General features: G+C 48.9%; 28 protein-coding genes. 16 read left to right on the top strand and 12 right to left on the bottom strand.

Going from position 1 to position 25540, the window contains the following annotated elements:
• Positions 1-64 precede the first annotated feature (64 nt).
• Together KNQ14_RS14540 and KNQ14_RS14535 are read left to right on the top strand one after the other, a co-directional pair.
• A complete protein-coding gene (locus KNQ14_RS14540) occupies positions 65-1096 on the top strand; it encodes an aldose epimerase family protein (protein ID WP_251138418.1) in 1032 nt (343 codons plus the stop codon).
• A 70-nt stretch (positions 1097-1166) separates the two neighbouring features.
• Positions 1167-2021, top strand: a complete 855-nt coding sequence (locus KNQ14_RS14535) for a DegV family protein (RefSeq protein WP_214861517.1) — start codon at positions 1167-1169, stop codon at positions 2019-2021.
• Positions 2022-2075: 54 nt separating this feature from the next.
• Here KNQ14_RS14535 and crcB (KNQ14_RS14530) read toward each other — a convergent pair whose 3' ends face one another.
• Together crcB (KNQ14_RS14530) and crcB (KNQ14_RS14525) are read right to left on the bottom strand one after the other, a co-directional pair.
• The gene (gene crcB / locus KNQ14_RS14530) at positions 2076-2426 is read right to left on the bottom strand and encodes a fluoride efflux transporter CrcB (RefSeq protein ID WP_214724891.1); all 351 of its coding nucleotides are present in this window, start codon (positions 2424-2426) and stop codon (positions 2076-2078) included.
• The gene (crcB, locus tag KNQ14_RS14525; RefSeq protein WP_064300527.1) at positions 2427-2825 is read right to left on the bottom strand and encodes a fluoride efflux transporter CrcB; all 399 of its coding nucleotides are present in this window, start codon (positions 2823-2825) and stop codon (positions 2427-2429) included.
• Between the two features lie 154 nt (positions 2826-2979).
• Here crcB (KNQ14_RS14525) and KNQ14_RS14520 point away from each other — a divergent pair, with 154 nt between their 5' ends.
• From KNQ14_RS14520 to KNQ14_RS14510, 3 genes are all read left to right on the top strand, one after another.
• On the top strand, positions 2980-4449 hold the full coding sequence (locus KNQ14_RS14520; protein WP_214861515.1) for a methyl-accepting chemotaxis protein: 1470 nt from the start codon (positions 2980-2982) through the stop codon (positions 4447-4449).
• A gap of 112 nt (positions 4450-4561) precedes the next feature.
• Complete coding sequence (locus KNQ14_RS14515) at positions 4562-5497, top strand: NADP-dependent oxidoreductase (RefSeq protein ID WP_214861513.1); 936 nt, start codon at positions 4562-4564, stop codon at positions 5495-5497.
• A 167-nt stretch (positions 5498-5664) separates the two neighbouring features.
• Positions 5665-6249: a DUF4352 domain-containing protein gene (locus KNQ14_RS14510; protein ID WP_214861511.1), complete on the top strand. Its 585-nt coding sequence runs from the start codon at positions 5665-5667 to the stop codon at positions 6247-6249.
• Positions 6250-6298: 49 nt separating this feature from the next.
• Here the strand turns inward: KNQ14_RS14510 and KNQ14_RS14505 are convergent, their stop codons facing one another.
• Both KNQ14_RS14505 and KNQ14_RS14500 read right to left on the bottom strand, forming a co-directional pair.
• Positions 6299-7081, bottom strand: coding sequence for a nucleotidyltransferase domain-containing protein (locus KNQ14_RS14505; RefSeq protein ID WP_214861509.1), 783 nt, complete (start codon positions 7079-7081; stop codon positions 6299-6301).
• 103 nt (positions 7082-7184) lie between these two features.
• On the bottom strand, positions 7185-7535 hold the full coding sequence (locus KNQ14_RS14500) for a winged helix-turn-helix transcriptional regulator (RefSeq protein WP_214861506.1): 351 nt from the start codon (positions 7533-7535) through the stop codon (positions 7185-7187).
• A gap of 121 nt (positions 7536-7656) precedes the next feature.
• On the opposite strand from KNQ14_RS14500, the gene KNQ14_RS14495 reads away from it, so the two are divergent.
• The gene (locus tag KNQ14_RS14495; RefSeq protein ID WP_035411267.1) at positions 7657-8505 is read left to right on the top strand and encodes a VOC family protein; all 849 of its coding nucleotides are present in this window, start codon (positions 7657-7659) and stop codon (positions 8503-8505) included.
• Between the two features lie 48 nt (positions 8506-8553).
• Here the strand turns inward: KNQ14_RS14495 and KNQ14_RS14490 are convergent, their stop codons facing one another.
• Positions 8554-9339, bottom strand: a complete 786-nt coding sequence (locus KNQ14_RS14490; RefSeq protein ID WP_023466838.1) for an NUDIX domain-containing protein — start codon at positions 9337-9339, stop codon at positions 8554-8556.
• Between the two features lie 272 nt (positions 9340-9611).
• Between KNQ14_RS14490 and KNQ14_RS14485 the strand changes: the two genes are divergently transcribed.
• The 3 genes from KNQ14_RS14485 to KNQ14_RS14475 all read left to right on the top strand — a co-directional run bounded on the left by KNQ14_RS14485 (position 9612) and on the right by KNQ14_RS14475 (position 12315).
• Positions 9612-10193, top strand: coding sequence for a DedA family protein (locus tag KNQ14_RS14485; protein ID WP_133208270.1), 582 nt, complete (start codon positions 9612-9614; stop codon positions 10191-10193).
• A 276-nt stretch (positions 10194-10469) separates the two neighbouring features.
• Positions 10470-11837 (top strand): PepSY-associated TM helix domain-containing protein, encoded by a 1368-nt coding sequence (locus tag KNQ14_RS14480; protein WP_214861504.1) that lies wholly within the window; start codon positions 10470-10472, stop codon positions 11835-11837.
• Positions 11830-12315 (top strand): FixH family protein, encoded by a 486-nt coding sequence (locus tag KNQ14_RS14475; RefSeq protein WP_214861503.1) that lies wholly within the window; start codon positions 11830-11832, stop codon positions 12313-12315. Before KNQ14_RS14480 ends, KNQ14_RS14475 begins: the two co-directional genes overlap by 8 nt.
• A 66-nt stretch (positions 12316-12381) precedes the next feature.
• Here KNQ14_RS14475 and KNQ14_RS14470 read toward each other — a convergent pair whose 3' ends face one another.
• Positions 12382-13401 carry an MSCRAMM family adhesin SdrC gene (locus tag KNQ14_RS14470; protein ID WP_214861502.1) on the bottom strand — a complete coding sequence of 340 codons (1020 nt, stop codon included), beginning with the start codon at positions 13399-13401 and terminating at the stop codon, positions 12382-12384.
• Positions 13402-13646: 245 nt separating this feature from the next.
• On the opposite strand from KNQ14_RS14470, the gene KNQ14_RS14465 reads away from it, so the two are divergent.
• The 3 genes from KNQ14_RS14465 (at position 13647) to KNQ14_RS14455 (ending at position 16591) form a co-directional block, all read left to right on the top strand.
• Positions 13647-15014: a copper amine oxidase gene (locus tag KNQ14_RS14465; protein ID WP_214858714.1), complete on the top strand. Its 1368-nt coding sequence runs from the start codon at positions 13647-13649 to the stop codon at positions 15012-15014.
• A gap of 63 nt (positions 15015-15077) precedes the next feature.
• The gene (locus KNQ14_RS14460; protein WP_214861501.1) at positions 15078-15605 is read left to right on the top strand and encodes a copper resistance CopC family protein; all 528 of its coding nucleotides are present in this window, start codon (positions 15078-15080) and stop codon (positions 15603-15605) included.
• Positions 15539-16591 carry a copper resistance D family protein gene (locus KNQ14_RS14455; RefSeq protein ID WP_214861500.1) on the top strand — a complete coding sequence of 351 codons (1053 nt, stop codon included), beginning with the start codon at positions 15539-15541 and terminating at the stop codon, positions 16589-16591. Before KNQ14_RS14460 ends, KNQ14_RS14455 begins: the two co-directional genes overlap by 67 nt.
• 51 nt (positions 16592-16642) lie before the next feature.
• Here the strand turns inward: KNQ14_RS14455 and KNQ14_RS14450 are convergent, their stop codons facing one another.
• The 4 genes from KNQ14_RS14450 to KNQ14_RS14435 all read right to left on the bottom strand — a co-directional run bounded on the left by KNQ14_RS14450 (position 16643) and on the right by KNQ14_RS14435 (position 21160).
• Positions 16643-18436 (bottom strand): acyltransferase family protein, encoded by a 1794-nt coding sequence (locus tag KNQ14_RS14450; protein WP_214861499.1) that lies wholly within the window; start codon positions 18434-18436, stop codon positions 16643-16645.
• Between the two features lie 135 nt (positions 18437-18571).
• Positions 18572-19921, bottom strand: coding sequence for a sensor histidine kinase (locus KNQ14_RS14445; RefSeq protein WP_214861497.1), 1350 nt, complete (start codon positions 19919-19921; stop codon positions 18572-18574).
• Positions 19918-20607 carry a response regulator transcription factor gene (locus KNQ14_RS14440; RefSeq protein ID WP_214861495.1) on the bottom strand — a complete coding sequence of 230 codons (690 nt, stop codon included), beginning with the start codon at positions 20605-20607 and terminating at the stop codon, positions 19918-19920. The genes KNQ14_RS14445 and KNQ14_RS14440 overlap by 4 nt, the downstream gene beginning before the upstream one ends.
• Positions 20585-21160, bottom strand: coding sequence for a class I SAM-dependent methyltransferase (locus tag KNQ14_RS14435; protein ID WP_023466855.1), 576 nt, complete (start codon positions 21158-21160; stop codon positions 20585-20587). Before KNQ14_RS14435 ends, KNQ14_RS14440 begins: the two co-directional genes overlap by 23 nt.
• A gap of 162 nt (positions 21161-21322) precedes the next feature.
• Between KNQ14_RS14435 and KNQ14_RS14430 the strand changes: the two genes are divergently transcribed.
• The 3 genes from KNQ14_RS14430 to KNQ14_RS14420 are packed head-to-tail and all read left to right on the top strand — an operon-like array spanning position 21323 to position 23751.
• The gene (locus tag KNQ14_RS14430; protein ID WP_214858720.1) at positions 21323-22366 is read left to right on the top strand and encodes a bifunctional transcriptional activator/DNA repair enzyme AdaA; all 1044 of its coding nucleotides are present in this window, start codon (positions 21323-21325) and stop codon (positions 22364-22366) included.
• Positions 22363-23409, top strand: coding sequence for a DNA alkylation repair protein (locus KNQ14_RS14425; protein WP_214861493.1), 1047 nt, complete (start codon positions 22363-22365; stop codon positions 23407-23409). The genes KNQ14_RS14430 and KNQ14_RS14425 overlap by 4 nt, the downstream gene beginning before the upstream one ends.
• Complete coding sequence (locus KNQ14_RS14420; protein WP_214861491.1) at positions 23410-23751, top strand: GNAT family N-acetyltransferase; 342 nt, start codon at positions 23410-23412, stop codon at positions 23749-23751. It abuts the gene before it with no gap.
• 36 nt (positions 23752-23787) lie between these two features.
• Here the strand turns inward: KNQ14_RS14420 and KNQ14_RS14415 are convergent, their stop codons facing one another.
• Positions 23788-24366, bottom strand: coding sequence for an AAA family ATPase (locus KNQ14_RS14415; protein ID WP_214861489.1), 579 nt, complete (start codon positions 24364-24366; stop codon positions 23788-23790).
• Between the two features lie 132 nt (positions 24367-24498).
• Between KNQ14_RS14415 and KNQ14_RS14410 the strand changes: the two genes are divergently transcribed.
• Entirely contained in the window at positions 24499-25026 is a 528-nt protein-coding gene (locus KNQ14_RS14410; protein ID WP_214861487.1) for an NUMOD4 domain-containing protein, read from the top strand.
• 54 nt (positions 25027-25080) lie between these two features.
• On the opposite strand, the gene KNQ14_RS14405 is transcribed toward KNQ14_RS14410, so the two are convergent.
• Positions 25081-25458 carry a hypothetical protein gene (locus KNQ14_RS14405; RefSeq protein WP_214861485.1) on the bottom strand — a complete coding sequence of 126 codons (378 nt, stop codon included), beginning with the start codon at positions 25456-25458 and terminating at the stop codon, positions 25081-25083.
• Positions 25459-25540: the final 82 nt, after the last annotated feature.

Raw genomic sequence — 25540 nt, 5'->3', positions numbered from 1 at the left:
TTTTTTTGTCTCGTTCCGAGGGTAAATACGAAAACAGGAAAATGTATCGTACAGGAGGAAGCAGATGATGATTACGACAACAGAAGTGGGACAACTAGGTGATCAGTCCTTGTTACGATTCACGTTACAGAATGTGCATGGGCATAGTATCGATATCTTGAACCGAGGCGCAAAAATTCTTGCCATCCGGGTTCCGGATCAGCATGGAATGATCGAGAATGTCGTACTCGCGTTTGACGACCTATCAGAATATCAGGATGATCCACATCACTTAGGCGCCACGATCGGACGCGTCGGCGGAAGAATTGCGAATGGCGCGTTCGCGTTGGAAGGGATGACGTACGTTCTTGAGCAAAATGAGGGTGAGCATCACCTCCATGGAGGAAGCGAAAATTGGGCGAACCGGATGTTCGCACACGAAATCAACGACGACAAACTTGTTCTACGTTTAGATAGTCCGAGTGGTGAGAACGGCTATCCGGGTCACTTGTCGTTCACGCTGACGTTCGAATGGACGGATGAGAACGTCCTGCATATTCATTATGAAGCGGAGACGACAGCTTCGACACCATTCAGTCCGACGAATCATACGTACTTTAACTTGACGGGTGAAGCAAAAACGACGATCGAACAGCATCTGTTACGAATGGATGCACCTTTTTATGTTCCGTTGACAAAAGATGCGGTACCGACCGGTGACATTCTCCCGGTAACAGACACCGTCTTTGATTTTTCGGAAGCTCGTCCGCTACATGAAGTGACACACGCACCAGACGAAGAGTTGCGTCAAGCAGGTAGTGGTGTCGATCACCCCTTTTTGCTTAGAGAGGGTGGGGAAATCGTTCTCGACGAACCAATCAGTGGTAGACGTTTGCGCGTCGTGACGGATCAACCGGGAGTTGTCGTTTACACCGCTAATCACTTGTCAGGCGAGTTTACGATTTGTGGAAGACGAGCAACGCCATACCTTGGCATCTGTTTTGAGACACAAGGGTTGCCGGATGCGATCAACCAACCGAATTTTCCTTCCGTCGTCTTACATGCCGGCAAACACTATCATAAGCGCACATCGTTTCATTTTCAGATGATGTCATGACGTTTCTTGCGATTTCCACTTCTGTATATGGTAGGATAAAGCGAGAAGAATCTAACGGAGGCTAAGGAAAATGACTAAAATAGCATGGGTGACCGATAGTATGGCCTATTTCACGAAGGAAGAGGCAGAAGCGATCGGCGTCAATGTCGTACCGATTCAAATCTTACTCGGTGATACGGCGTATCAAGAGAATGCGATCACGGTCGAACGACTGTTCCGTGCCCTAGATGCGGACAAAAAGCTGATTGCCAAAACATCACAACCAATTTTTGGAGAGTTCGTCGGAACATACGAACGCTTGAAAGAAGAAGGCTATGACTGTGCGATTGCCGTGCACTGTACGAATGGATTATCGAGTACCGTCCAAAGTTCAGCATCAGCAGCGGAAGCAGCCAGCTTCCCCGTTCACATCATCGATTCTCATACGGCGTTTGAGAACCAGCAGGAATTCATTCGTTACGGGATGGAGCTCGAGGCACAGGGGAAATCCGTCGAGGAAATCGTCGCAACCTTACAAGCGTTGACGAAAAAGACCCATTTCTATATGATCGTCGGTAATATGGAGACGATGCGCCGGGGTGGACGTGTCTCATCAGGAGATCTGTTCCTTGCGAACTTGCTTAGCATCAAACCGATCATCACGACGGATGAAGCCGGAAAAATCGTGCCATTCAAAAAAGCACGTTCTTTAAAGAAAGCTTACATCGAGATGGTCAAACAAATCGACGAATCGATGCGTCAGCACACGTTCTACAAGAACCGGATTTATGTCGCGACGACGATGGCACCGGAAATGGCAGCGGAACTGCGGCAACAAGTCGCAGCGAAGTTCCCGGATTTGACGATTCTCGAAGGCACGTTCGGACCAGCGATCGGGACGCATGCCGGAGCAGAGACGGTTGGTCTATTCTGGATGAATGATTAAACTAAAACGGATACGACAAGAGGCGACGGATTTTTCCGTCGCCTCTTGTTTCGTTCAAGCTGTAAGTGTGATTCCAAGGAAAGCTGCAAGAATTCCGAAACCGTAGCTCAAGATGAGATAGAGGGTGAGCACTTTACGATTTCCGTCCTGAAATAGCTGCAATGTCTCGATTTTAAACGTTGAGAATGTCGTAAATGATCCGAGGAAGCCGGTACCTAAGAGTAACGTCCATGTCGTATCGAGATGCGCCCCGATGACGAGTCCAAGTAAAAATGAACCGAGTACGTTAATCAGGAACGTCGCCAGTGGAAATTCGCGTTTCCAAAACGTCTTCATCCATTGACTGACGGCAAAACGACTGATGGCACCACAAAAAGCACCGATGGCAAGAGCGAGTAGCGTCATTCACTCACGTCCTTTCGTCACGTGACGCAGTCGTCGTGTTCCGAGCGCGTAACCGACATAAGACAGGAATAGACCGCCGAATAGGCTGACGAGTACATAGAGGAACGCGTCCGCTAAATGACGTTCGTTGAGTAAGGTCACGGTCTCGACGCTGAATGTCGAAAACGTCGTAAATGAGCCGATGAAACCCGTGCCGATGGCTGTGATCGCATATTGATGTAAGAGTTTCGTTCGAAATAAAAAGTGTGTCGCATAGCCGAGAAGAAAACTCCCGATCAAGTTGATGACAAGCGTTGGCCACGGGAAAGGACCAGTCGTCAAGTCACTAATCAGCAGTCCGAGCCCATAACGCGCAGAGGCACCCAGTACCCCCGCGAAACCAACGAGTACATACAGCATATGAATCCTCTTTTCTGAAAAAAGTCTACGTTAACCGTACTCCCGCTCTCAAGAAAGCGTCAAGAAAAAAAGTCACTCGAGGGACTTAACGATTGAATTCTTTCTGCCGATGAACAACTGTATGACTTTAATAAGGTGAAGGAGTTTGAACAAGATGGTATCTGCCCTCGAGCAACAAAGTACAAAGATTTTGTCCCGCCTGATTGCAACGTTAATTACGATCGCGCATCCATTGATTTTCTTATTTGCGCAAATGAATTACGTCCCGATCAGTGTGTTTTATCAGTTTTTAGTCGGTGGTTTGATCTTGACGGTCGCGTTGCTTGTGGGCAACCGTCTACTTGGACATCGTCCGAGCGGGAAGTACGTCCAAGTGACGTTAACGTATTTCGTCCTCGCTCTGGTCTTGATGACGTTGCCTTCGCCGAGTATTTGGACGATCGTCTATCTCTACTTGACGATTTCAATCGTTTATTTGATTCCGCGCTTGGTCATTCTCGCCGGAATCTTTGGACTCGTTGAGATGGCAGTATTCACAATGCTGGGAACGATTGTCTTTACGAATACATTCGACTTGATTGTCGCCTATGTCATCTATTTGATGATTTTCTCAGCGGCTGTTTTTGTCGCTGTCTTTGGACGGAACGTCATGTTAGCCGTCCGCCAAGAACAAGAACGGTCGGAAGCCTACGCGGCAACGTCGCAAATTGCTCTCGAACAAACGGCAGCAACCGCAACGGAAGTAACGACGTTCACGGAAGAGATGAGTGAAACGGTCGACGCGGCGAAGGATTCCTTCAGTCAGGTTGATCTGGCGATGCAACAGCTGGCACATGATGCAGCAGGAAGCGTTCAAGCGATTCGTGAAATTCGCCAATTGAACGACCAGCAAGTCAATCGGATGGAGGATGTGACCGTTTCTGTCGACCACGCACTCGAGCGAAGTTCGTCCTCGCGAACGACAGCCGAAAAGAGTAGGCAGACAATTGGTCTTGCCGGACAATCCTTACAACAATTGACGACGAGCATGGATGAGTCGGTCACGTCGTTCGGACAACTCGCCGGACGTTTTCAGGAAATCGTCGCCATCACGTCGAGCATTAATGCGATTGCGGCACAAACGAACCTGCTTAGTCTTAACGCGTCGATCGAAGCAGCTCGTGCGGGTGAGTTCGGAAAAGGCTTTACGGTCGTTGCGCAAGAAATTCGTAATCTATCAGCACAGACGGCAGAAGCGTCGAAGGAAATCAATGCGATCATCGAACGTGTTGATCAGGACGTTACGCAAACGGGGAACTCCATTCATGCCAGTACGACATTACTACGTGAGCAGGAAGAGCGAATGGCCGAGAGTCAGTTAGCGCTACAGACGATTGAGATGGATGCAACGGAAGTCGTCGGTTCGATCCAGTCGGCGCAGACCCAGTTCGCGACGATGACGAGTAGTCTTACTGCTATCACGACAGCAACCGGTCAACTCGACACGTTCATGAATGCCTTGCTTTCACAAAGTGAGTCATTATCCGGTTTGACGCGTCATCAAGTTGGCCAGGTCATGGAACTGCAGCAGGCGATTCACGCCTTGAATGAGACAGCATCAACCCTTCAACAAACGAATGCTTAACGAAACAGCTCCTCATCGATTGATGGGGAGCTGTCGTGTATCTTCAGACTGTTTGTCGGTAGGACGGACGGGGAAGAAGATAGGGAACGAATATTGAAGGAGGAGTCAACGGATGAAGGCAGCTTACATTGAACAGTATGGTGGATCGGAACAATTTAAGGTTGGGGAACTGGAAAAGCCGGTCATCGGGCCGGATGATGTTTTAATCGAAGTCTATGCCGCCAGTGTGAATCCGGTCGATTGGAAACTACGCGAAGGATATTTGCGTCAAATGTTGAGCTACGAAATGCCGCTCGTCATCGGGTGGGACGTTGCCGGTGTGATTCAGGAAGTCGGAGCGAATGTCTCGGATCTTCAAGTCGGGGACGCCGTTTTCAGTCGCCCGGAAATTGCTCGTCAAGGAACATATGCAGAGTATGTTGCAGTCGATGCGCACCTCGTCGTCAAAAAACCAGAATCGCTTAGTTTTGCTGAAGCAGCGTCTCTTCCACTCGTTTCGCATACAGCATGGCAAGTCATGTTCGAAGTGATGGATGCGAAGCCAGGTGACCGGATCTTTATTGGTGCCGGATCAGGGGGCGTCGGAACGGTTGCGATTCAACTCGCAAAAGCAAACGGTTTGTACGTTATCACGTCAACAAGTACGAAAAACGTCGACTGGGTAAAAGCGCTTGGAGCCGATGAAGTCATCGACTACAAACAAGAAAATCCGGCGGATCGTGTTCGGGATATCGATTTTGTATTCGATACGATGGGTGGCGACAAGCAAGGGGAGCTGTATCAGATGCTGAAGCCGAACGGAATGCTCGTCTCGATTTCCACACCACCGGATGAAGAGCAAGCGAAGCAACATAATGCACGATCTGCGTATGTCTTCATGCAACCGACCGGTGAACGTTTGCGACATATCGCTAAAGCCGTCGAACGTGGTGAGCTACAACCTGTCGTTGATCGGATTTTTGATCTGGATCAAATCAAGGAAGCACATGATTATGGCGAAGAAGGGCACGCAAAAGGAAAAATCGTCATCCGGGTCAAAGGAGAATAAGGAGAGGAGGACGCTGAAATTAGCGTTCTCTTTTATTTTTGTCAATCTTTTTATCGGACTTTAAACAAAAAATAACCTGGTTAAAAAAGTGTAAAGGATAAGGGGTTGCTTCTTTCTATACTAGGGCTATCAGACGTGAGTCAGCCAAATTAAAAGGAGGAAGTAACATGAAAAAAGGATTGAAGTGGGCAGGAATCATCGTGATCGGAGCAGTTATTCTCGGAAATCTAGGAGATGACGAAGAACAAGCAGCACCGGAGAAAAAAGTAGAAGTCGAACAAGAAGCAGTCAAATCAGAAGCAAAACCAGTGAAAGCAAAAGCAGTTGCGAAGCCGGTCAAGAAAACGTACGGTGTGAATGATCAGGTAAAGGTCGGCAAACTAACGTACGTCGTCAACGACGTCAAGATGGTCGATACGTTGTCGAACGTTCTCGGCGAAAAGAAAACATCAGGACAATTTTTAGTCATCGGTCTGACGATTCTAAACGGAGATAAGGAAGAGCGATTCGTCGACAGCAACATGTTTAAAGTCAATGTCGGCGATACAGAATACTCAGCCGATACGGAGCTCGATCTTTATGCGAATGAAGACGGGACGGGCTTCTTCTTAGAAACGATCAACCCGAATATCGAGAAAACCGGCAACATCGTCTTCGAATTACCGAAACAGGTGAAAAATCCGAAGCTTGAGGTCTCATCTGGCTTTGGCTGGGCAGGTGGACAATCAAAAGAGATTCAATTGACACGTTAATGAGCGAGCATAGAAAGGAGTAGCGGAATTATCCACTACTCCTTTCTTGTTACCGTCCTGATTGTTGGATCGAGAGTTCAGGCGTTAATCGATCGAGTAAAGCGAGCGTCTCCGGATGAGAGGCAAGCGTCTGGTCGAGCGCGTTCCGTTCAGTCTCTAGACACGCTAGATAACGTTGAGCCGCTTCAGCGTGCGTTGCGGGTGTCAGGACGTCGTAGATTGCTTCAAGAGCAAGGCGTGGATGGTCTGGTAATGTCGTCGGAATCGTCTTTAATCCGAGTTGCGCTCGTTCCGGAACATGATGATGGAGTAAGACTTTTGCGAACTTGATCAAGGCGCTACGGAGCATCTCGACTGCCCATAAGTCATTTCCGCGAGCTGCTGCTTTTTTGTATTGAAACAAGAACCAGACAGCATCGATTGCTTCGTCAGTCGCTTCTTGAGCAGAAAGCGTTAAGTCACATGTATTAGTAAAGTCTGTCAACTGTTCTTGTGGATCGTATAAGACACGCAATTGATCCTTGTGGTTTAGTGAGTCAAGCGTCACCGTAAATAAATCGATATGTAGGAGATCATCATAGACGACGATCATTTGTGGGGCGATGATGTCGATCTCATCTTTCCAGATGATTGAACGATAAGCAGAAAGATGGGACAAACGACGTGATAAGAATTTTGTTTGACGTTCTTCTGAGACGAGACAGTACAAATCGATGTCTGAGTGAACATCTTCTTCTCCCCGTCCGAAGGATCCTTTCAAGAAGATGGCTTCGACTGCAGGATCTTGTTTGAGTCGAGCAACCAGTTGCTCGATCGCATGAAGTTGATGCATAGGAACTCATTCCTTTCCAAAAACAGAAGTCTATTACGTCAGTATACGTGATAATAGACAGTTTATTCCATAAAAAATGAGAAATCACATCGAAATGGATTCCTCATTGGGAAACAGAAGCGAGTTTTTCTTTCTGTTCAAGATGAATGACATGTTGTTCACCCCATGCATTGATCGCGTCAAGAACAGGAATCAGTGTCCGTCCATAGTCCGTCAGTGAGTACTCGACGCGGGGGGGAACTTCCTGATAAATCTCGCGATGGACGATATCGTTCAGTTCAAGTTCACGCAGTTGAGCCGTCAGCATTTTTTGCGTAATGTTCGGCAATTGGCGTTTCAATTCACTGAAGCGGAGCGTTCCATGTGTGATCAAGACGAGTAAAATCGACGGCTTCCATTTTCCGGTCAAGATTTCGAGTGCTGTCTCGACTCGACAGCTTGGTGTCTCTTCCATCGGTCTTCCTCCTTCATGGTATCGTTTAGGATACTATACCACTTATTCGTGCCTACTTCCGCTTCCATCACTTCCGCGTAATAATAGAGGTACAAGCTATTTCATTGAAGGAGGAAACAACATGTCGATTCACCCACAGATTACACTCGGTCCCGTTCGTTTACGCGTCACCGATCTTGACCGTTCCGTTTCATTTTATACAGCATCCCTCGGATTACGTATACTGACACAAACGGATCAGCTAACGGTTCTTGGCGCACAAGGTACACCACTCGTTGAGCTCGAAGTTCATCCGAATGCCCGCCGTTTCCCACCGAACTCGGTTGCCGGGTTATACCATTTTGCGATTTTGCTACCGAACCGAAAAGAACTCGGTTTCGTCATCCGCAATTTGATCGAACAAGGGATTGAGATTGGTCAAGGTGACCATCTTGTCAGTGAAGCCTTTTATCTATCAGATCCGGATGGGAACGGGATCGAGATTTATGCCGATCGTCCACGTGAGACATGGACGTATGAAGCAAATGGAGATGTCAAGATGACGACCGATCCTGTCGATTGGCAAAGTATGCTCGTCGAAGCTGGAGAAGAAGACTGGTATGGTATGCCGGCCGAGACCGTCATGGGACATGTCCATTTCCACGTCAAGACACTCGAAGCAGCGCGGACATTTTATGTCGATACGCTTGGCTTTGAGGTTGCGGCTGACGCTTCGCGAATGCGTGCGTTGTTTGTCGCTGCTGGCGGTTACCATCATCACATCGGTCTGAACGTCTGGTCGGGAGTTGACGCACCGACGAATCCGGAAGATGCGGTCGGACTTGTCTACTGGACGCTGCGTTATCCGGATCAAGCGACGCTCCGAGCAGCAATCGAGACGTTGAAGTCTTCTGCTTATACCGTTACGGATCAAGCAGATGCTGTCTATGTCACCGATGATGCTGGAATCACTGCTCGATTGACAACATAACTGAAAAAATCCCTTTGCAGAGAAAAATCTGCAAGGGGATTTTTTGTTTTATCGTGAAGACGACGTTGCGTTGCCGTCATACCGGCTGATCAGTTCATACGGTCTGACTTTATACAAGGCATGCGGGAAGTAGTGCGGATCCATCGCATCAAGCGTCCGCAACTGGAAGTGCTCCCGTTTGATATACTCACTCAGCGAGTCGCGTGTCAGCGGGAAGAATCCGACATCTGTTGTTTCGCCTTCTTGGGTCGCGAGTTCACCACCGACCGCTTTTCCGCGGAAGCAGACGCACAGGACATGACTTGAGACATTTTGATAGATACCGGTGATGCCATCGATCGTGACATCAACACCAGTTTCTTCTTTGACTTCCCGTTTGATGGCGTCAAGAATCGACTCGTGATTTTCGACTTGTCCACCCGGCATCTCATACGTATCACCCCGGTGTAGGTTGCGGACGAGGAGGACTTCACCGGCATCGTTCGTGATATACGCGGTCACGCTGACGATCGCGCGAGGGGGAGCATACGTACCGGTCGCTGTCATGAAATCTTCATAGGATTTGATATAGAGGTTTTTGCCGAGGCGCGCGCGCTTCTTCATCGCTTCGCGACGTAAGGCACTGTTGCGGACATCACGATCGACTTGTTCGTAATGTTCACGGTCGCGGTATTCCCAGATAGCGATGACTTCATCTTCCGCCTCGGTCACCCAGCGACCAACAAGACGGGCACCATGGCTGACTTGGAGCGGGTACAAATAGGTATGGAAAAACTCAGTGAATTCTTCTAGGCGTTCGGGACGAATCGTATAGGTCTTCCGGCGATGTAACATGGAAATTCCTCCTATCAGATGAGCGTTCAGATGTACGTTGTACCCCTTCTCGAACGGACGGATGAAACCCTTTTTATCGATGTGGGAAAAGAATGTTTTATTAAACGATTGCGTATACATGTCCTCCGGTCTAAGTGACTTTAAATCATCGATGATGATCTCTTTTGATTGGAAAAGTATAACTAAAGAAGAACTTAAGAAATGGATAGGGCTCAACTTCAGAAAAATCGGGGATACTGAATATAGAGAGAAACAGAAAGAAGGGATACGTGATGGATATCATGGCACTCGTCCGCCTAGCTGGCGGAATCATGTTCACCCCATTGTCGGACGATGTCTTGATGATGAGTTTTGCAGCACTTCGATTACGAGAGGGGATGTACCCGGTCGTCATCTGGTTGACCGCATGGCCGGTCTTCTTCATCGCTTTTACGTGGTTTTATCTACTTGCTCGGTTCTTCCGTGAGATTCCGCTCGTCAAACGCTGGATGAAGTCACGTTTCTTAGAACGAGCAGAAACGATCATAGAACGACGCGGGTTATGGGCGATCGGACTATCGTTCTTCTTACCCGGCGTCAGACATCCGATTCATTATGTCGCTGGACTCCTCGGTTATCCGTTACCGCGTTATTTAGTGATGACATTCTTAGCAGCAGGCGTGTATACAGGACTCTGGACTTTTTTGATCGTCCGGATCGGAGAAGCCGTGACGTGGTCGGAACTGTGGAACTGGCTCCAGGTGAATCCAGGGATTGTCGGCTCTGTCATGATCATCGTGATCGGGATTGCCGTCATCGGTATCGTGCATCATCGGCGTCAAAAGGAATCCGTCGAGGAAAGTTCTTCAATATAAAAACATCACACGAGCAAGCGAATCCAGATCAGGATTCGCTTTTTTAGATGAAGTTTGGTTTTATGAATAAGAATAGTTTTTTGAAATAAGAAGTAATCTACAAGAAAAGTGAAATCATTGTCAAAAAAAGACGTTTTTCACTTCTTAAAAGCTACGTGATTTACACACCATATTGGCAATTTATCGTCACAAGCAAGTGGCTGAAATTGAATTGTAAACGCTTATACTAGGAGATGTTCACAGAGTGGACATATTTATTGCCAGAGGAGGATACATATGAATCTCATGCAGACGGAAGAGACGGTCAAAAAAGCACCGACTTCTTCTGCTTACCGGACGATTTGGCGGTGGCACTTTTATGCTGGTATTATTTTTGCGCCGTTCCTAGTCATGCTTGCTGTGACAGGATCCATTTATCTTTTTAAGCCACAAATCGAAAACGTCCTGTATCAATCGTATTATGAAGTTACACCACAAGCAGATCGTATCACTGCGACGGAACAGATTGATCGCGTCAAAGCGAAATATCCCGATGCACTTGTCACGTCGTACCGACCGGGTGAATCCGACGATCGATCCAGTGAAGTGAAGGTCTCATCATCAGACATGTCGGCGACGGTCTTCGTCAATCCGTATTCCGGTAAGATCATCGGAACGTTATCAGACGATGACCGGATCATGAATAAAATCGAAGAGATTCACGGAGAACTGATGGCAGGAACGACCGGCGACCGGATCGTTGAACTCGTTGCCTGTTGGGCAATCGTCTTGATCGTGACGGGACTGTTCCTATGGTTTCCGCGTAAGCAAAAGGGACTGTCAGGCGTCTTGTTCCCGCGTCTTCGTCAAGGCAAGAAATTATTCCGTCGTGATCTCCACGCTGTTCCAGCATTCTGGATCACAGCAGGGATGCTGTTCCTCATCTTAACCGGTCTTCCGTGGTCTGGTTTCTGGGGAGCGAACTTCCAGTCACTCGTCACGAACCAAGGGCTGGGCTATCCACCGTCGATCTGGGGTGGCGATGCACCGACGTCAACACTTCAAACGAAGGATATCGCAGAAGTCCCGTGGGCTGCCGAAACACTTGATGTGCCGCAATCAAAAGTCGAAGGTGCTGTTCCGGCTTCGATCGATGATATCGTTGCGATCGGTAAACAACAAGGGATGGATCCAAGCTTTAAAATCAGCATCCCGAGTGATCCGAGTGGAGTCTATACACTGTCTGCGTATCCAGCGAAAGCACAGGATGAAGCAACGATTCATCTCAATCAATATTCCGGTGCCGTGCTCGCCGACTACCGTTATGACAACTATGGTGTCGTCGGGAAAATCGTTGCGACCGGAATCACGCTCCACAAAGGAACGGAATTCGGCTGGTTCAACCAATTGATCAGTCTCTTGATTTGTCTTGGAATCATTCTCGTGGCCATCAGTGGTTTCTATCTCTGGCTGAAGCGGAAACCAAGTAAGGGAATGGGGGCGCCAAAAGGTCCGAAAGCATTCATGTTAAAAGGATTCCTTGCGGTACTCGTCGTACTTGGGATCGTCTTCCCACTTGTTGGACTCTCGTTGCTCGTCGTCTGGTTACTCGATTTCCTCGTCATTCGTCGTATTCCGAGTGTAAGGAGGTTCTTCAATGCGTAAATCGATGCAAACACTCGTGCTCGTCGGACTGCTCGTCACGACGACGAGCCTTGCCGGCTGTGCGGTCGATTCCGATGCGGCAGAACAGTATGCCGTAGCTAAGCCGCTATCGATCAAAATGAATGTCCCAAAAGACGTACAACCGGACGCAAAGAAAAAGCAGACGTTTGAAGCAACGGTCTGGCGTGAAGCCAAACCGGTTCAAAAAGTCGATTATGTCCACTTTGAAATCTGGAAAGCGGACGGAACAGTGCGCTATAGTATGGAACCGGCAGAGGAGACGAAGCCAGGTGTCTATACGATTGCGAAGGCGCTACCAAAATCCGGCTTGTATTATGTCAAAGCACATGCGAGCAGCAACGGAGATATGATCATGCCAACGCAACAGTTCATCGTCGGTAAGTTATCGAAAGAAGATTTGAAGATTTTACAAGGTGGAGCAAAACCAGCTGGTGGAAGTAGCGGTCACCATCATTGAAGAAAAAGGAAATACAAAATGAGAGGGCGGAATCGTATTCCGTCCTCTCATTTTTCGTATAGACGATTAATCGTCATCACCATGATCTCCGTGATCATCCCCGTCATCGTCTCCATGATCGTCTGAATCATCATCTTGATCATCATCTTCTGAATCATCCGAAGAATCATCGTCATCTGAGTGCTCATCTTCTGATTCGAGTTCCTGTCCATTATAGAACTTGATCTGGACGTGTAACGTTTTGATGTTTGGCAATTGAAGTGCCTGTTCAACTAACGTTAATAATTCCTCTTCCGTCATCGATGGCGTGACGAGAAGGCGGTCTTTTAACGTCGCGACATCAGTAATACCGATTTCGTCTTTAAAGCGCAGTTCTTTCCGTTGATGTTCATTGCTGTAACGCCACTCGGATTTTTTCTTATTCGTATCCGTCACTTTGATTATGATCCGTTTGAGTTCTTGATTATTTTGAACGCCGTCTTGATCCGTATCTTCCTGATCATCTCGTGTTCCATCCTGATCGCTGTCGGCTTTGGTTGGATCAGAACCGAGTTCAAATTCGTCTTCATTCAGAAGCGTATCTTGATCGCGGTCCTCTTCGTTATCTTTGATGCCATCGCGATCTGAATCATTTTTCAGTGGCTGCGTACCGACGATGAACTCTTCTCGTGTCGTCAATCGATCCTGATCTTGGTCTTCTTTATCATCAGAAATACCATCTTGATCAGAATCCTTCTTCAATGGATTGAGACGTATACTGTATTCTTGCGTGTTTGTTAGTGAATCGCGATCCGCATCCTCTTGCCCATCTTTGATTCGATCCTGATCAGAATCCGATTTTGTAGGGTTGAGGCGAAGTTGATACTCTTGCGCATTTGTCAAACCATCGCGATCGTGATCTTTTGTTGCGACTTGTTTTCCATATCCCAAATGATATTGTTTTTGCCAAGCGTCCGGAATCCCATTTTTGTCTTGATCGACTTGCACTACAGGTTTCTTTTTCGATTTACTTTTTGCTTCGACTGGTCCAACTGCTTGTGAGACGACGAGAGAAGCCAGTACTGCGCCAATAAAGATCCGTTTCATAAGTCCACTCCTGTTCTATAAAAGATAAAAGATGCGGTTATAAGAAGATTCTAATGAAAGAATTAGAAGATAAGTCGTCTGTTTCGTAAAACGAGTAAATAAAAACTAAAAAATAATTAAAGTAATGAACGGAGGTATTTCGACCAAAAAAATATTTTAAATAAAAAATGTAAAAAGATAAAACCATTCGTGAACTTCTTACGTTATCTATGTGAAGTCCAAAAAATCAAAGGGGTGTTCATAAGATGAAGATGAAAAAGTCGTATCTCGCTGTTCCGCTTAGTGCCGCATTGTTGATTCCAGCAGCAGGTGTCAGTGCCCATGGTCATGAAGACCATAGTAAGATGTCTCACAGTTCAGGAAAAGTCTCCCTCGATGTCTCATCTCCAGCATCGGATTTACGAGCGACACTCGATCAAATTCTATCTGAACACGCGTATCTCGCAGTCGTTGCGATGCAAAAAGGAATTGATGGTAAAGAAGATTTTGAGCAGGCAGCCGGTGCCTTGAATCAAAACACGGATGATTTATCGGCAGCTGTTGGTTCCGTCTACGGGGAAGAAGCAGGCGCTGCCTTCAAAGAAATCTGGGCGAGCCATATCGGTTACTTCGTCGATTACGTCAAAGCAACTGGTGCCAAGGACGAAGACGCGAAACAAAAAGCATTGAAAGAGCTTGATGAGTATCGTGTCGAACAGGCTGCGTTCCTCGATAAAGCAACGGAAGGACGTCTGAAGGCAGCGGATCTCGAAGCAGGACTAAAAGTCCATATCACGCAACTGTTAACATCGTTTGATAGCTACGTTGCTGGTGATTATGATGCTGCCTACAGTAATCTACGTAAAGCAATCGAGCATATGTATATGGTCGGCGAAGGATTATCTGGTGCGATCGTCGATCAGTACCCGGATAAATTCAAAAATACGAAAGTCGATACACCAGCAGCTGATCTTCGGGCTGGACTGAACAGAAACTTCTCTGAACACGCGGCGCTTGCAGTGCTCGCGATGCAAAAAGGAATTGACGGAGCAAAAGACTTTGACGCTGCAGCTGGTGCCTTGAATCAAAATACGGATGACCTGACAGCTTCGATTGGCTCTGTTTATGGTAGTGAAGCAGCGCAACAATTCAAAAAGATTTGGTCGAGCCATATCGGCTACTTCGTTGATTATGTCAAAGCAACAGGTGCGAAAGATGATCAAGCACGCGACATGGCCGTGAAGGAACTTGATGAGTACCGTGTCGAGCAAGCAGCATTCCTCGATGCCGCAACAGAAGGTCGCTTGAAAGCGAAAGATTTGGAAGAAGGATTGAAGGTTCACGTTGACCAACTCTTACTCGCCTTCAATAGCTACAATGAAAAAGATTACGACAAAACGTACCCAGCGATTCGCGAAGCGTATGCGCATATGTACGGCGTAGGGGAAGGAACAGCGACAGCAATCGTCGATCAGTTCCCAGATAAATTCAAAGGTGCGCCTGGAATGCCGAACACAGGTCTCGGTGGTATGCAAGAAGAAGCATCGACGACAGGTATCGTCTGGTCATTGCTTGGTATCGCAGCAGCATCGATCCTTGGATTCTTCGCACTCCGTCGTCGCCCGCAACAATAAAGGACGACCCGCTGGCAACAGCGGGTTTTCTTTTACACATCAAGCAGAAAGGAGGTAAACGACATGCGCATCATCCGATTTGTACTCCTATTCCTCGTTTGTCTGTTGCCCATATCGGTCGAAGCACATACGAGTTTAAAAAGCTCGAATCCGGCAGAGGGATCGGCATTATCTGAACCCGTCGATCGGATCCGCTTGACGTTCAGTGAGGCTGTTGAAAAAACAAGCACCTTACGTGTAGTAGACGCGAATGGCGTCGAACAGTCTCTCGCAAAACCGCTCATCATCGGAAATGAACTGAGTGCTGTCGTCTCAGAGCCTTTAACGGAAGGAAAATACACGATCAAGTGGGCATCGATTTCAGATGATGGTCATCCCGTTAAAGGAACGATTCGTTTTACGGTACTAGGTGCGGCAAAAGCTGAAACAAGCACCGTAGAAAAGGCTGAGCCGATGGAAACAAAAGCAGCAGTCGTTCCTGAAGCAGAGCCTGTTTCAAAAGGACTCGTTCCGACACTGCTCCCATGGATCGTCGGGGGACTGTTAATCAGTATCGTCATCCTTCTCGTGTTACGTCGTCGTTCGACATGAGTGCGTTTCTAGGAGAACTACTCGTCTACATGGGTGGAGCGCTTTGGATGGGCTATTTGGTATTATGCTTCATCCCAACGAAACGAAAACCGCCATTAATGGACGGTACGTCGTGGGCGGTAGCGGGACTCGGGATGCTCGTTCTTGGAACGAGCATCCCGGTCTTTGGTGCCGTTCGTTTTCTACTTTCGACGCAAACGATGACAGAGGCTCTTCGAACAGGATTACTGGAGTTGCATATCGGTCGGATGTTTCTTGTCGTTTACTTCTCTGCTTTACTCCTATTGATCGTATTCACATCGCAAAAGAGACGATCCATCCTGCTCGCACTCTTGACGATCCCGTTATGGATTGGCATCGCAGGAACGAGTCACGCGGCGGCCAAATACGGTGCGCTCGGGTGGACGCTTCAGTTTAGTCACTTCTTATGTGTGACAGCTTGGATCGGTGTCGTGTTTTGGGTAGCCATCGGTGCTCGCTCGACCGCTCATTGGTCTGCCTTTTTAAGTTGGTTCAGTCCGTTTGCCCGGATCGCCTTTACGGGTGTCATCCTGTCGGGTCTGTTACTGATGCAACTGGCGATTCCACTTGAACGTTATCCGAATCTCTGGGGTGTGCCGTACGGTCAAGCGTTGTTGCTGAAGCACCTCCTGCTGCTACCACTTTTGTTCTACGCCTTCTGTAATGGAACGCTTGTCCGGCGTCGGTTGCGTTTTGACTCAACGTACGATCCGCGTCCACTACTACGGATGGAAAGTATCATTTTAGTATTGCTGTTCATGGCGAGCGCTTCACTCAGTCGTCTGGAACAACCGACGCTAGGGCAACTACCGGTCAGTGGTCCAGCAGGGGACGGGTGGGTCTTGATGATTGGCATCGCCACGCTACCATTGCTTTTACTCGGATATCGTCGGCATGCAGTGGGTGTCTTACTGAGTTTATTCAGCGTCAGTTTGATCTATCTTGGGCTGCTAGCGACAGGGTGAGTACAAAAAAACAAGGTGGCGGATCGTTCCGCTACCTTGTTTGACGTAGTCTTATTTCGTTGAAACAGCACAATTCGTCGCTTTCGCAAGAATCTTTGAATAGGCACGTGCTCCCTTGATATTCAAATGGACACCATCTGCTTCGAAGTAAGATGGATGTTTGACGGCAACGGCATGCCAGTCGATCAGTTCGACACGCTTCCGCTTCGATGCCTCCCGTAACATCTGATTGACTTCTGTTTCCCACGGACGCGGGACGCGTGCAGTGACCAGATAGACGTGATCGGCATTTGCGAATTGATCGAGCAAACTATTCAATTGATCCTTACGGAAGCTACCGTTCGTTCCGAGGTGGAGAATGACTTGGCGTCCATGTCGATTATACGCGGCATACTGCTCACTCAGCGGAATCGCTTCTCGCAGCTGACGACCGAGTTTTGCATCAATCGTCAATTGCTTGAGCGTACTGCCGAGATAATCTTCGACACCGAGTAAGACCGAGTCCCCGATCGCAAGCGTCGGTCGACAGATTTTTCGCTGATCGGGCTTTGCTTTTGGTGTCGTCGGTTTCAGGATCGGCTTCGGTTTTTCTTTTGGTGCCGCTACCTTATGAAAGGCAGGTTCTGGCTTCGGCGTATCGGAGACAGCAAGAATCGATAAGTTACCGATGAAGCTGACGATGAGAATCGTCAACACGGCAACACTCGTCCACTGCAACGTCGAAAACTGACGTAACTGCCGCGGATGTAACGACAGACGTTCTAAATAACCGGATAGTCCGTGCTGACGAATCGGACGTTCGATAAAGCGATACGATGCTTCAGTTAAGGCGACAAGCACGACGACGATCAATACGGTCCGAAGTAATGAGAACGTTCCAATCTGCTCGACTGGTGTCATTAGCGTGATGACGGGAAAATGCCAGAGATATAAACCGTACGATCGTTTGCCGGTCGCAACGAGTGCCGGATGCGCAAACCAGCGACTCCAAATCGACGCCGGATGGGCAATTGTAGCAATCAATAGCGCAGCAAGAATGGCGACAAGGAAAAAGCCACCTCGGTATAAGAAACTTCCGAACTCACTTGTAACGATCATTAGTATAAGCAAGAGTGGCAAAGTGACAGCGCCCGTTTGATTTAGTAACCGGACACCGCGTTTTGGGATATCGAGCTTAAAGCGGGTCGGCTGCCACGCAAAAGCGAGCAGACTCCCAATCAACAAGGCGAATAAGCGAGTATCCGTGCCATAGTAGACGCGACTTGGATCTTCACCAGGTGTGAACTGAATCGCCATCGCGAGCACGGATGCGCCGATCGCAACGCCCATCAATTGCAGGAACAGTCGACGATTTTTCATTCCGAACCAAAGTAAGATCGGAAATAGCAGGTAGAACTGTTCTTCGATTGCAAGTGACCAAAGGTTTTGAATCGGTGATGGCTTACCGAACGACTCGAAATACGAGACGTCATGGAAGATATACCACCAGTTCGTCCCGTAAATAAGCGCAAAGGCACTATCTTGGCGGACCGTATGCAATAGCTCGCGTTCAAAGACGGTCACGTACCCGAGAACGAGTAACAGCATGACGAATAGGGCTGGGAACAGGCGACGGAAGCGGTGAATCCAAAACCGTTTCAAGTCGAGGCGTCCGCTCGTTTGCCACTCGCGCAACAAGAGACCGGTAATCAGGTAACCGGATAGGACGAAAAAGAGATCAACACCGAGGAAACCACCAGAGAAGAATGAAACGGATAAGTGGTAGATAATGACAGATAGGACAGCGAAGGCACGCAAGCCATCAAGCCCTGGCATATATGTAATCGAACGAGACGAGGATTTCATAAAACACGAACAACTCCTTTAAAACGACAACTAATTTCTAACAGTCTTTAGTGTATCGAATTCCAATTTCAAAGAAGTGTCTAAGAAGTAACAACCTGACTAAAAAAGCACCCGACGAAAGCGTCGGATGCAGGCTTACGAAACATGTGGAAAACGACAGGTCACGATGAAGCGGTTGTCTTGTGAAGTCAACGCGACGCTCCCCCCATGACGCGCCATGATTTGTTGAACGATTGACAGACCGATACCGGAACCGCCGGAAGAACGCGATGCGTCAGATGTTCCGAATGGTGTCAGCCATTCGTTTAGTTCCTCTAGCGTATAAGTCGACTCAATCGCATTCGAACAGATCAGCTGGATGCCTTCTGTTTCTTCTTTGATCGTAATTCGAAGATCCCCCGTCCCGTGAAGTGTTGCATTGCGAATCAAATTCTCAATCAAGCGCCGTAATAGCATCGGATCGGCGAAGAGAGTCGCGTGCTCAGGACCATTGACAGTAGCGGAAGTGCCAGGAAACAGTTCCAGCACTTGTTCTGTTAAGGTCACGAGATCGAGTGAGATCCGTTCGACCGGATAATCAGTGTTCGATAATTTAGCGAGCGTGAACAGTTCATCGATCCGGGCAGCGAGCGTTTCCGACTGGCGGGTGACGATCGCTAGAAGCTCCGTGCGTTCTGTCGCAGATAACGTCTCGTGTTTTTCCGTCAGCCACTGAATGAAGCCTTGGATTGAGGTCAAGGGTGTCCGTAAGTCATGTGAAAGACTCGTGATCAAGCGTAACTGCTCTACGAACCGCTCCTGATCACGCATCCGTAACGTTCGGAGTTCCTGTTCGATTCGTTCGATTGATTGGGCGAACAATTTGAACTCCTTCGGTCCTTTGACTGGAGGTAACGGTGCTGTTGGCGCTGGTTCGACCGTCAATCGCTCAAGCCGTCGCTCGAGTTCCCGGAACAATCCGGCAATCCAACGCGTCAACAGTAGTAAGAAGAGGATGAACAGCGTCAATTGTAGGAGGAAAAAAGTACTTGAATTCCCAATCTGATATTCGTTCAGTTTAGGCTTTTCTGATTGTACGGTTAAAAAATACCCGGGTTCGTTCTCTGATAAATCAATCGCTTCGATATGATGCAGGGTCCGAATCTTTCCGGTGTCGGACGGATCCCTTTCGGTGGGAGTTTGAGCAGCGAGCAATCGACTTGGTGTTAAATCTTCCGGATACTTATCAGAAGCGTCGATTCGACGATTATCCGAATCGTAGATAGCCCATTCATAAGGACCATTGGGCGACTGTCCATTTTCATAGCGGGCGATATCACGCTTCACATCTTGAACGACTTCTTGCTCTGTCGTGTAGTAATAACGAGGAAGTGTCTTTGTACCAATCGGCAACTGACTGGCAAATAACCAGGCAAGCGCTGTGCTCAAGAAAGCCGCAAGCAGCAACAAGACAAGCATCCAAATCGTCAGTTTGACCCGTCTCATAGCTCGACCTTATAACCGACGCCCCAGACCGTCTGGAGGTAGCGCGGTTCTTTTGGGACATCCTCAATTTTGTCGCGGAGCTTATGGATCAGGACCATGACAGCGTTCGATGTGGAACCGAGTGCTTCCTCCTGCCAAACCCGTTCATACAGGTCGTCAGCCGAGAAGACACGACGGGGGTGACTCAAAAAGAGCGCCAGGCAATCAAATTCACGGCGTGTCAGGGCGAGCGGTACATCGTATTTAAAGATGACGCGTTCGTCTTCTTTGAGTGTGAACGGACCGACCTGAATCGCTGAAGCAGTAGTCGGGACATGATACTGACTGACGCGGCGTAACAGCGCCTTGACGCGGGCGACGACTTCAAGCGGATTGAACGGTTTACCGATGTAATCGTCCGCCCCGAAGGTCAAACCTTGAATTTTATCCATGTCTTCGCGTTTCGCTGTCAGCATCAAGACGGGTAACGTGTGACCGGCAGCGCGCGCAGCTTGAACGGTCGAGAAGCCATTGCGAACGGGCATCATCACGTCGAGTAACATCGCATCAACTGGACGCGTTGCAAGAGTTGCTAACGCTTCCTCACCATTTTCGGCTTCGATGATCTCGTACCCTTCATTGGTTAAATAGAGTCGAAGCAATTGACGGATGTCGGCTTCATCGTCAACGATCAAGAGCGTGGGCATGTGTAGATTCCTCCTGTTGCACCCCCTCGAAAACATAAGCCGGGGGCAGATTGTAGAGCGTGTGCGAATAACTGTGTTCTTGAAAATAGTCCCGGAACATCTTGAACTGAAACCGGGTGTATTGAAAGGCGATGAAGTGACCGCCTGGTCGTAGTAACGTTTGGAACTGTGCCAATAAATCATGCCGTAACGCTGCCGGGAACGAGGCGAACGGGAGACCACTGACGATGACGTCGATCTGTCCGCTCCATGAATCGGATAATCCTTGAACGTCACCAATGAAGAGGGTGACATTCGTTTCCTGAGCCAGCAACTGCTCGAGTGCCGGGCGGAACGTTTCGCTCCGTTCACAAATCAAGAGATGTGTCTCCGGTGAACGAGCGGCCAGTAAAGCTTTTGTGATTGCCCCGTCACCTGCTCCGACTTCAAGAATCTGACGCGGACGATCGGCGACGGCGCGTCGTGCCATCATCTCAGCCAGGCGTGGACTGCTCGGTGCGACGGCTCCGACACGGAGTGGTGCGTGAAGTGCTTCTTTTAAGAAATCAAACATGAAAACCCTACTTTCCGTTGAGTATATCATGTAGTATGCACGTCGTCCCTTTCGAAAACAGGACGATGTTTCTTAAGTGAATCTTAAACATATCAATGCCTGATTTTCGGCGACATGATGACCGGACAAGCCGGTATACTAAGGACAAAGGAGGGGAAGGCGATGGAACATCACACGTATTATGAAGCGCTCGTTCGCCGGGACGCGACGTACGAAGGGACGTTTTTCGTCGGCGTCAAGACGACCGGCATCTTTTGCCGTCCGACGTGTCCGGCACGAAAACCGAAAGCGGAGAACTGTGAGTTTTTTGAGACGGCGCAAGAGGCATTACTTGCCTCTTATCGACCGTGCCGTCGTTGTCATCCGCTTGCTTATCCCGGAGATCATGGTACGATTCAACGCTTGATCGAAGCGGTCGAGGCAGAACCAGACAAACGATTCAAGGAAGCCGATTTCCGAGCACTTGGTCTCGACGAATCAACGGCACGCCGTCAGTTCAAGAAGCGTTTCGGGATGACGTTCGTCGCGTATGCTCGGGCACGACGGATGGGGCTTGCGATGAAGGAGATCCGGACCGGTAAGCCGATCATCGAAGGACAGTTAGCTGGAGGTTATGAATCGAGTAGTGGTTTTCGTGAGGCATCGGCACGGATTCTCGGACAAGCACCATCGCGCTTTGACGGGCAGGTCTTACGCGCGAAATGGCTTGATACACCACTCGGTTCGATGCTGGCGATTGCCGACGATCAACTCTTACATCTGCTCGAGTTCGTCGACCGACGTGGACTGGAGCGGGAAATCGAACAATTACGTTTAAAAGCACGCGCTGTCATCGTTCCCGGGGAATCACCGGTCTTTGGACAGATCGAAGCGGAGCTCCGTCGTTACTTCAAAGGAGAGCCGGTATCGTTTCAGACGCCACTGATGCGGTACGGAACACCATTTCAACGCCGCGTCTGGGAAGAACTCGAACGGATTCCGAGTGGGGAGACGATCTCGTACCAAGAACTGGCGATCCGGATCGGTCAGCCGACCGCTGTTCGTGCCGTCGCACGGGCAAACGGAGCGAACCAACTGGCAATCGTCATTCCGTGCCATCGGGTCATTCGGACGAATGGGGATTTAGGTGGATACGCGGGTGGACTCGCACGCAAGGAAACATTGCTCAAACTGGAGCGCACACAGAGGGGACTGGATGAAGGATGAGTTTGATTAAAGATGTGTTTTCACCGAGTTGGCTCGACCGTTTAGGAGCAGCGGTCGACGTACCAGATTTTCGAATACGGGTCGAACAGGGGGACTGGGAAGAACTCGCGTTTAAACAACGTGTCCGTCGTGTGGCTGAGACACTAGAGACGATTTTGTCACCGTTTCCGGACTCGGTGCCGGAGCTAGAGCGGCTTGCACCGCAGTTTACCGGTCTACCGGGAATTGTTTTTCCAGAGTATGTCGAACGGACGGCAACACTCGCCGACTGGACGCTTGCGTTAGCGACACTCGCCAAGTTGACGCCGCATTCGACGTCAGAGTTCGCCGTTCGCCGTTTTCTACTTGCTGATCAAGAACGTTATCTGGAGCAGGCACTCCAATGGACAAGATCAGACGATGAACACGTCCGTCGTTTAGCGTCCGAAGGGACACGACCGCGTTTACCATGGGGACAAGCGATCCCGCGTCTGATTGCTGATCCGCGTCCGGCATTACCGATTCTTGACGCCTTACTACAGGATCCGTCCCTCTACGTCCGAAAAAGTGTCGCCAATCATTTGAATGATATTTCAAAGACACATCCGGAATACTTGATCGAGCGAATCGAACGTCACTTAGGAACAGATCCGAACACGGACTGGATTTTACGCCATGCTTCGCGGACGTTACTGAAGCGCGGAAATCCAGAAGTGTTACAGTTGTTCGGACACGTCACACAAGGTGAGGTAGAGGTGACGGATTTAGTCGTCTCACCGGTGACGATTGGTCAAGAGCTACAGTTTTCGTTTCAAGTGCATAGTTCCGTTGAACAACGTCTGCGTCTTGAATATGCAATCGATTATGTCAAACAACGCGGAACAAGTCGAAAAGTGTTTCAACTGCGGGAGCGAGCAGTCAAAGGTGTCTTACAAGTCGAACGACGCCAATCGTTTCGGAACATGACGACGCGTGTCCATTATCCCGGGACACATACATTAATGATTTTGATTAACGGAGAGACTTATGCGACAGCAACGTTTGAGGTCGAGGAGGAGAGCTGAATGCAGGGACGACATCCGGATTTTACGACGTCACGACTGTTTGTCGAAGCAACGGATGACGAATCGGGTTGTAAGTGGACACTGCATGCGTTACGTGAGAAAACGATCGTCGGGACGATTACCTTCACATGGAATGGATCGACCGGAAACTTACGTTACACGACGACGGATGAGGACGATCAGCGCGGGTACATCAGGGAAGCATTGACATCGATTCTATCGTATCTCGCGCGGACGTTATTACTGACGCGTATCTACGGCGAGGCAGGCAGTGAGACGGTCTGGCGTCGAAACGGATTTCAGTTGCAAGCGAATCGATATGCACGCGAACTCCATCACTAAAGCCCCGCCTGCTTGAGCAGGACGGGGCTTTAGTGATTAGACCGTTGTTTTGGACCAGTTGAAATGATCGCAAATCGCTTCAGCACTTTCACGTGCACTTAGTTGTTCCGTATCAAGGAAGACATAGTTGACGTCCGGTAGTTCGCCTGGCAGCGAGCGTGTCCGATATCCGTCTGCCGTCTCGCGTAAGTCCTGTTCAGAAGCAGCGAGATCGCGCTTCGTTACTTTATGCGTCAATCGGTTTTCCGTCGTGTTCCGATGCAGGCGTGTTGCGACCGGCGCATCCAGTTCCACGATATAGACGTCAGCACCTGCTTGTTCGAATAATTCGACTGTCTCTTCGATGAACTCAAGACCGCCGCCTTCGACGCCGAATAGACAGAGAAATGTAAACAGGACACCTTCAAGCGAACTGTTCGCCATTTCCTTGAACATTTCGCGGCGGATCGTATCCTTTAAGCGATGGTGTGCGGGTTCTGAGAAATCAAAATAAGGCAATAACAGGTCGATCGTCTGGTGATTATGGAAGACTTTCATCTCTGTCAACCGTTCGATTTCCTGACCGATCGTCATCTTTCCGACCGCTTGCGGACCAAGTAACAAGACAAATTTCATGGACGAACCTCATTTCCTTTTTCTGCTAAGAATAGCACATTCCGACGAGTGACATCACTAGAACGTTTGTTCGTAATTTGATATAATTCAAGTATGAAGTCCCGTCGTGTCCTTGTCTGAAGGAGGACAATCATGCAAGAACAATGGAAAGCCGTCATCGGCTATGTAGGTATATATGAAGTCTCATCGCTAGGTCGCGTAAGATCGCTCGACCGAACGATCGTGACGTGTCGCGGTGTCCAGCAACGCCGAAAAGGTGTCTTGCTCCGTCCACGGCTCAATCGGGAAGGATACCGCAAAGTCACGCTCTATCAAAGTGGTCGAGGAGAGCGGATGCAAGTCGGATTGCTTGTCGCAAAAGCCTTTCTGGCGACAGACGTCACAGAAGCGCAACTCGTCCGGCGCAATGGTAAACGGGCTGACGATCAGTTGTCGAACTTAGAAATTCTGCCTTCAATCGATCAGCAGTATAACGAACTACTTGGTGAGTTTGATCTCTTGTTAAATCAATATGTGACGCTATCACCGTTTCAGATTCGAACGATTCGCGTGCAGTACGAAAAAGGGAAAACAATTCGTCAATTGGCAGAGCAGTATCAGGTGACGGAGAACCGGATTCGCAACATTATCGATAAGAAGGAAGCACGTTATATCGGCTGAGCCCAGAATAAAGGAGCGTTTACCAGAGATGGTAGGCGCTCCTTTGATTTAAGACTATTGTTCGCCGGCACGAACGGTCTGTTGCAACGAACTGATGCGCGACTCGAGTACCACACTATGTGTCTTCAGTTCCGACTGCTGGGTGACGTGGTGTTGCATCTGTTCCCCGAGCACCTGGCTGTAGGATGAGAGCTCCAACATCAACTGTTGAACCGACTGTAGATGTTCTTGCATATTCGACTGAACATCTGCGACGATCTGGCGTTGGTGTTCCACGGTACCCAGTGTCGTCTCGATCGTCGTCTCTTCAGCAACGCGCTGGATGTGCGAAATCGAGGTTTCCATCTGTTGCTGTAGATATGAGGTCTGTTGCAAAATCTGCTCTGTCGTCGCGGATTGTTCCTTCAGTAACTGGCTTTCCTCTTTTGACACTCCCACGGCTAAAGCCGCAAGCCCACACCGTTGGTGAGGGTGGGATTCTCAAGTGCTTGGCGGACTCAATCCATTTCTGCTT

This window comes from Exiguobacterium sp. s161 (assembly GCF_018619045.1).
In the GTDB taxonomy this organism is placed as follows: domain Bacteria; phylum Bacillota; class Bacilli; order Exiguobacteriales; family Exiguobacteriaceae; genus Exiguobacterium_A; species Exiguobacterium_A indicum.
The sequence above is the reverse complement of the archived record's forward strand: the minus strand, read 5'-3'. Positions and strand labels throughout refer to the sequence as shown.

What these genes read in the sequence shown, in the direction of transcription:
- KNQ14_RS14540 (WP_251138418.1), top strand. Translation starts at nt 65, where the DNA reads ATGATGATTACGACAACAGAAGTGGGACAACTAGGTGATCAGTCCTTG.
- KNQ14_RS14535 (WP_214861517.1), top strand. Translation starts at nt 1,167, where the DNA reads ATGACTAAAATAGCATGGGTGACCGATAGTATGGCCTATTTCACGAAG.
- crcB (WP_214724891.1), bottom strand. Translation starts at nt 2,426, where the DNA reads ATGACGCTACTCGCTCTTGCCATCGGTGCTTTTTGTGGTGCCATCAGT.
- crcB (WP_064300527.1), bottom strand. Translation starts at nt 2,825, where the DNA reads ATGCTGTATGTACTCGTTGGTTTCGCGGGGGTACTGGGTGCCTCTGCG.
- KNQ14_RS14520 (WP_214861515.1), top strand. Translation starts at nt 2,980, where the DNA reads ATGGTATCTGCCCTCGAGCAACAAAGTACAAAGATTTTGTCCCGCCTG.
- KNQ14_RS14515 (WP_214861513.1), top strand. Translation starts at nt 4,562, where the DNA reads ATGAAGGCAGCTTACATTGAACAGTATGGTGGATCGGAACAATTTAAG.
- KNQ14_RS14510 (WP_214861511.1), top strand. Translation starts at nt 5,665, where the DNA reads ATGAAAAAAGGATTGAAGTGGGCAGGAATCATCGTGATCGGAGCAGTT.
- KNQ14_RS14505 (WP_214861509.1), bottom strand. Translation starts at nt 7,081, where the DNA reads ATGCATCAACTTCATGCGATCGAGCAACTGGTTGCTCGACTCAAACAA.
- KNQ14_RS14500 (WP_214861506.1), bottom strand. Translation starts at nt 7,535, where the DNA reads ATGGAAGAGACACCAAGCTGTCGAGTCGAGACAGCACTCGAAATCTTG.
- KNQ14_RS14495 (WP_035411267.1), top strand. Translation starts at nt 7,657, where the DNA reads ATGTCGATTCACCCACAGATTACACTCGGTCCCGTTCGTTTACGCGTC.
- KNQ14_RS14490 (WP_023466838.1), bottom strand. Translation starts at nt 9,339, where the DNA reads ATGTTACATCGCCGGAAGACCTATACGATTCGTCCCGAACGCCTAGAA.
- KNQ14_RS14485 (WP_133208270.1), top strand. Translation starts at nt 9,612, where the DNA reads ATGGATATCATGGCACTCGTCCGCCTAGCTGGCGGAATCATGTTCACC.
- KNQ14_RS14480 (WP_214861504.1), top strand. Translation starts at nt 10,470, where the DNA reads ATGAATCTCATGCAGACGGAAGAGACGGTCAAAAAAGCACCGACTTCT.
- KNQ14_RS14475 (WP_214861503.1), top strand. Translation starts at nt 11,830, where the DNA reads ATGCGTAAATCGATGCAAACACTCGTGCTCGTCGGACTGCTCGTCACG.
- KNQ14_RS14470 (WP_214861502.1), bottom strand. Translation starts at nt 13,401, where the DNA reads ATGAAACGGATCTTTATTGGCGCAGTACTGGCTTCTCTCGTCGTCTCA.
- KNQ14_RS14465 (WP_214858714.1), top strand. Translation starts at nt 13,647, where the DNA reads ATGAAGATGAAAAAGTCGTATCTCGCTGTTCCGCTTAGTGCCGCATTG.
- KNQ14_RS14460 (WP_214861501.1), top strand. Translation starts at nt 15,078, where the DNA reads ATGCGCATCATCCGATTTGTACTCCTATTCCTCGTTTGTCTGTTGCCC.
- KNQ14_RS14455 (WP_214861500.1), top strand. Translation starts at nt 15,539, where the DNA reads ATGGATCGTCGGGGGACTGTTAATCAGTATCGTCATCCTTCTCGTGTT.
- KNQ14_RS14450 (WP_214861499.1), bottom strand. Translation starts at nt 18,436, where the DNA reads ATGAAATCCTCGTCTCGTTCGATTACATATATGCCAGGGCTTGATGGC.
- KNQ14_RS14445 (WP_214861497.1), bottom strand. Translation starts at nt 19,921, where the DNA reads ATGAGACGGGTCAAACTGACGATTTGGATGCTTGTCTTGTTGCTGCTT.
- KNQ14_RS14440 (WP_214861495.1), bottom strand. Translation starts at nt 20,607, where the DNA reads ATGCCCACGCTCTTGATCGTTGACGATGAAGCCGACATCCGTCAATTG.
- KNQ14_RS14435 (WP_023466855.1), bottom strand. Translation starts at nt 21,160, where the DNA reads ATGTTTGATTTCTTAAAAGAAGCACTTCACGCACCACTCCGTGTCGGA.
- KNQ14_RS14430 (WP_214858720.1), top strand. Translation starts at nt 21,323, where the DNA reads ATGGAACATCACACGTATTATGAAGCGCTCGTTCGCCGGGACGCGACG.
- KNQ14_RS14425 (WP_214861493.1), top strand. Translation starts at nt 22,363, where the DNA reads ATGAGTTTGATTAAAGATGTGTTTTCACCGAGTTGGCTCGACCGTTTA.
- KNQ14_RS14420 (WP_214861491.1), top strand. Translation starts at nt 23,410, where the DNA reads ATGCAGGGACGACATCCGGATTTTACGACGTCACGACTGTTTGTCGAA.
- KNQ14_RS14415 (WP_214861489.1), bottom strand. Translation starts at nt 24,366, where the DNA reads ATGAAATTTGTCTTGTTACTTGGTCCGCAAGCGGTCGGAAAGATGACG.
- KNQ14_RS14410 (WP_214861487.1), top strand. Translation starts at nt 24,499, where the DNA reads ATGCAAGAACAATGGAAAGCCGTCATCGGCTATGTAGGTATATATGAA.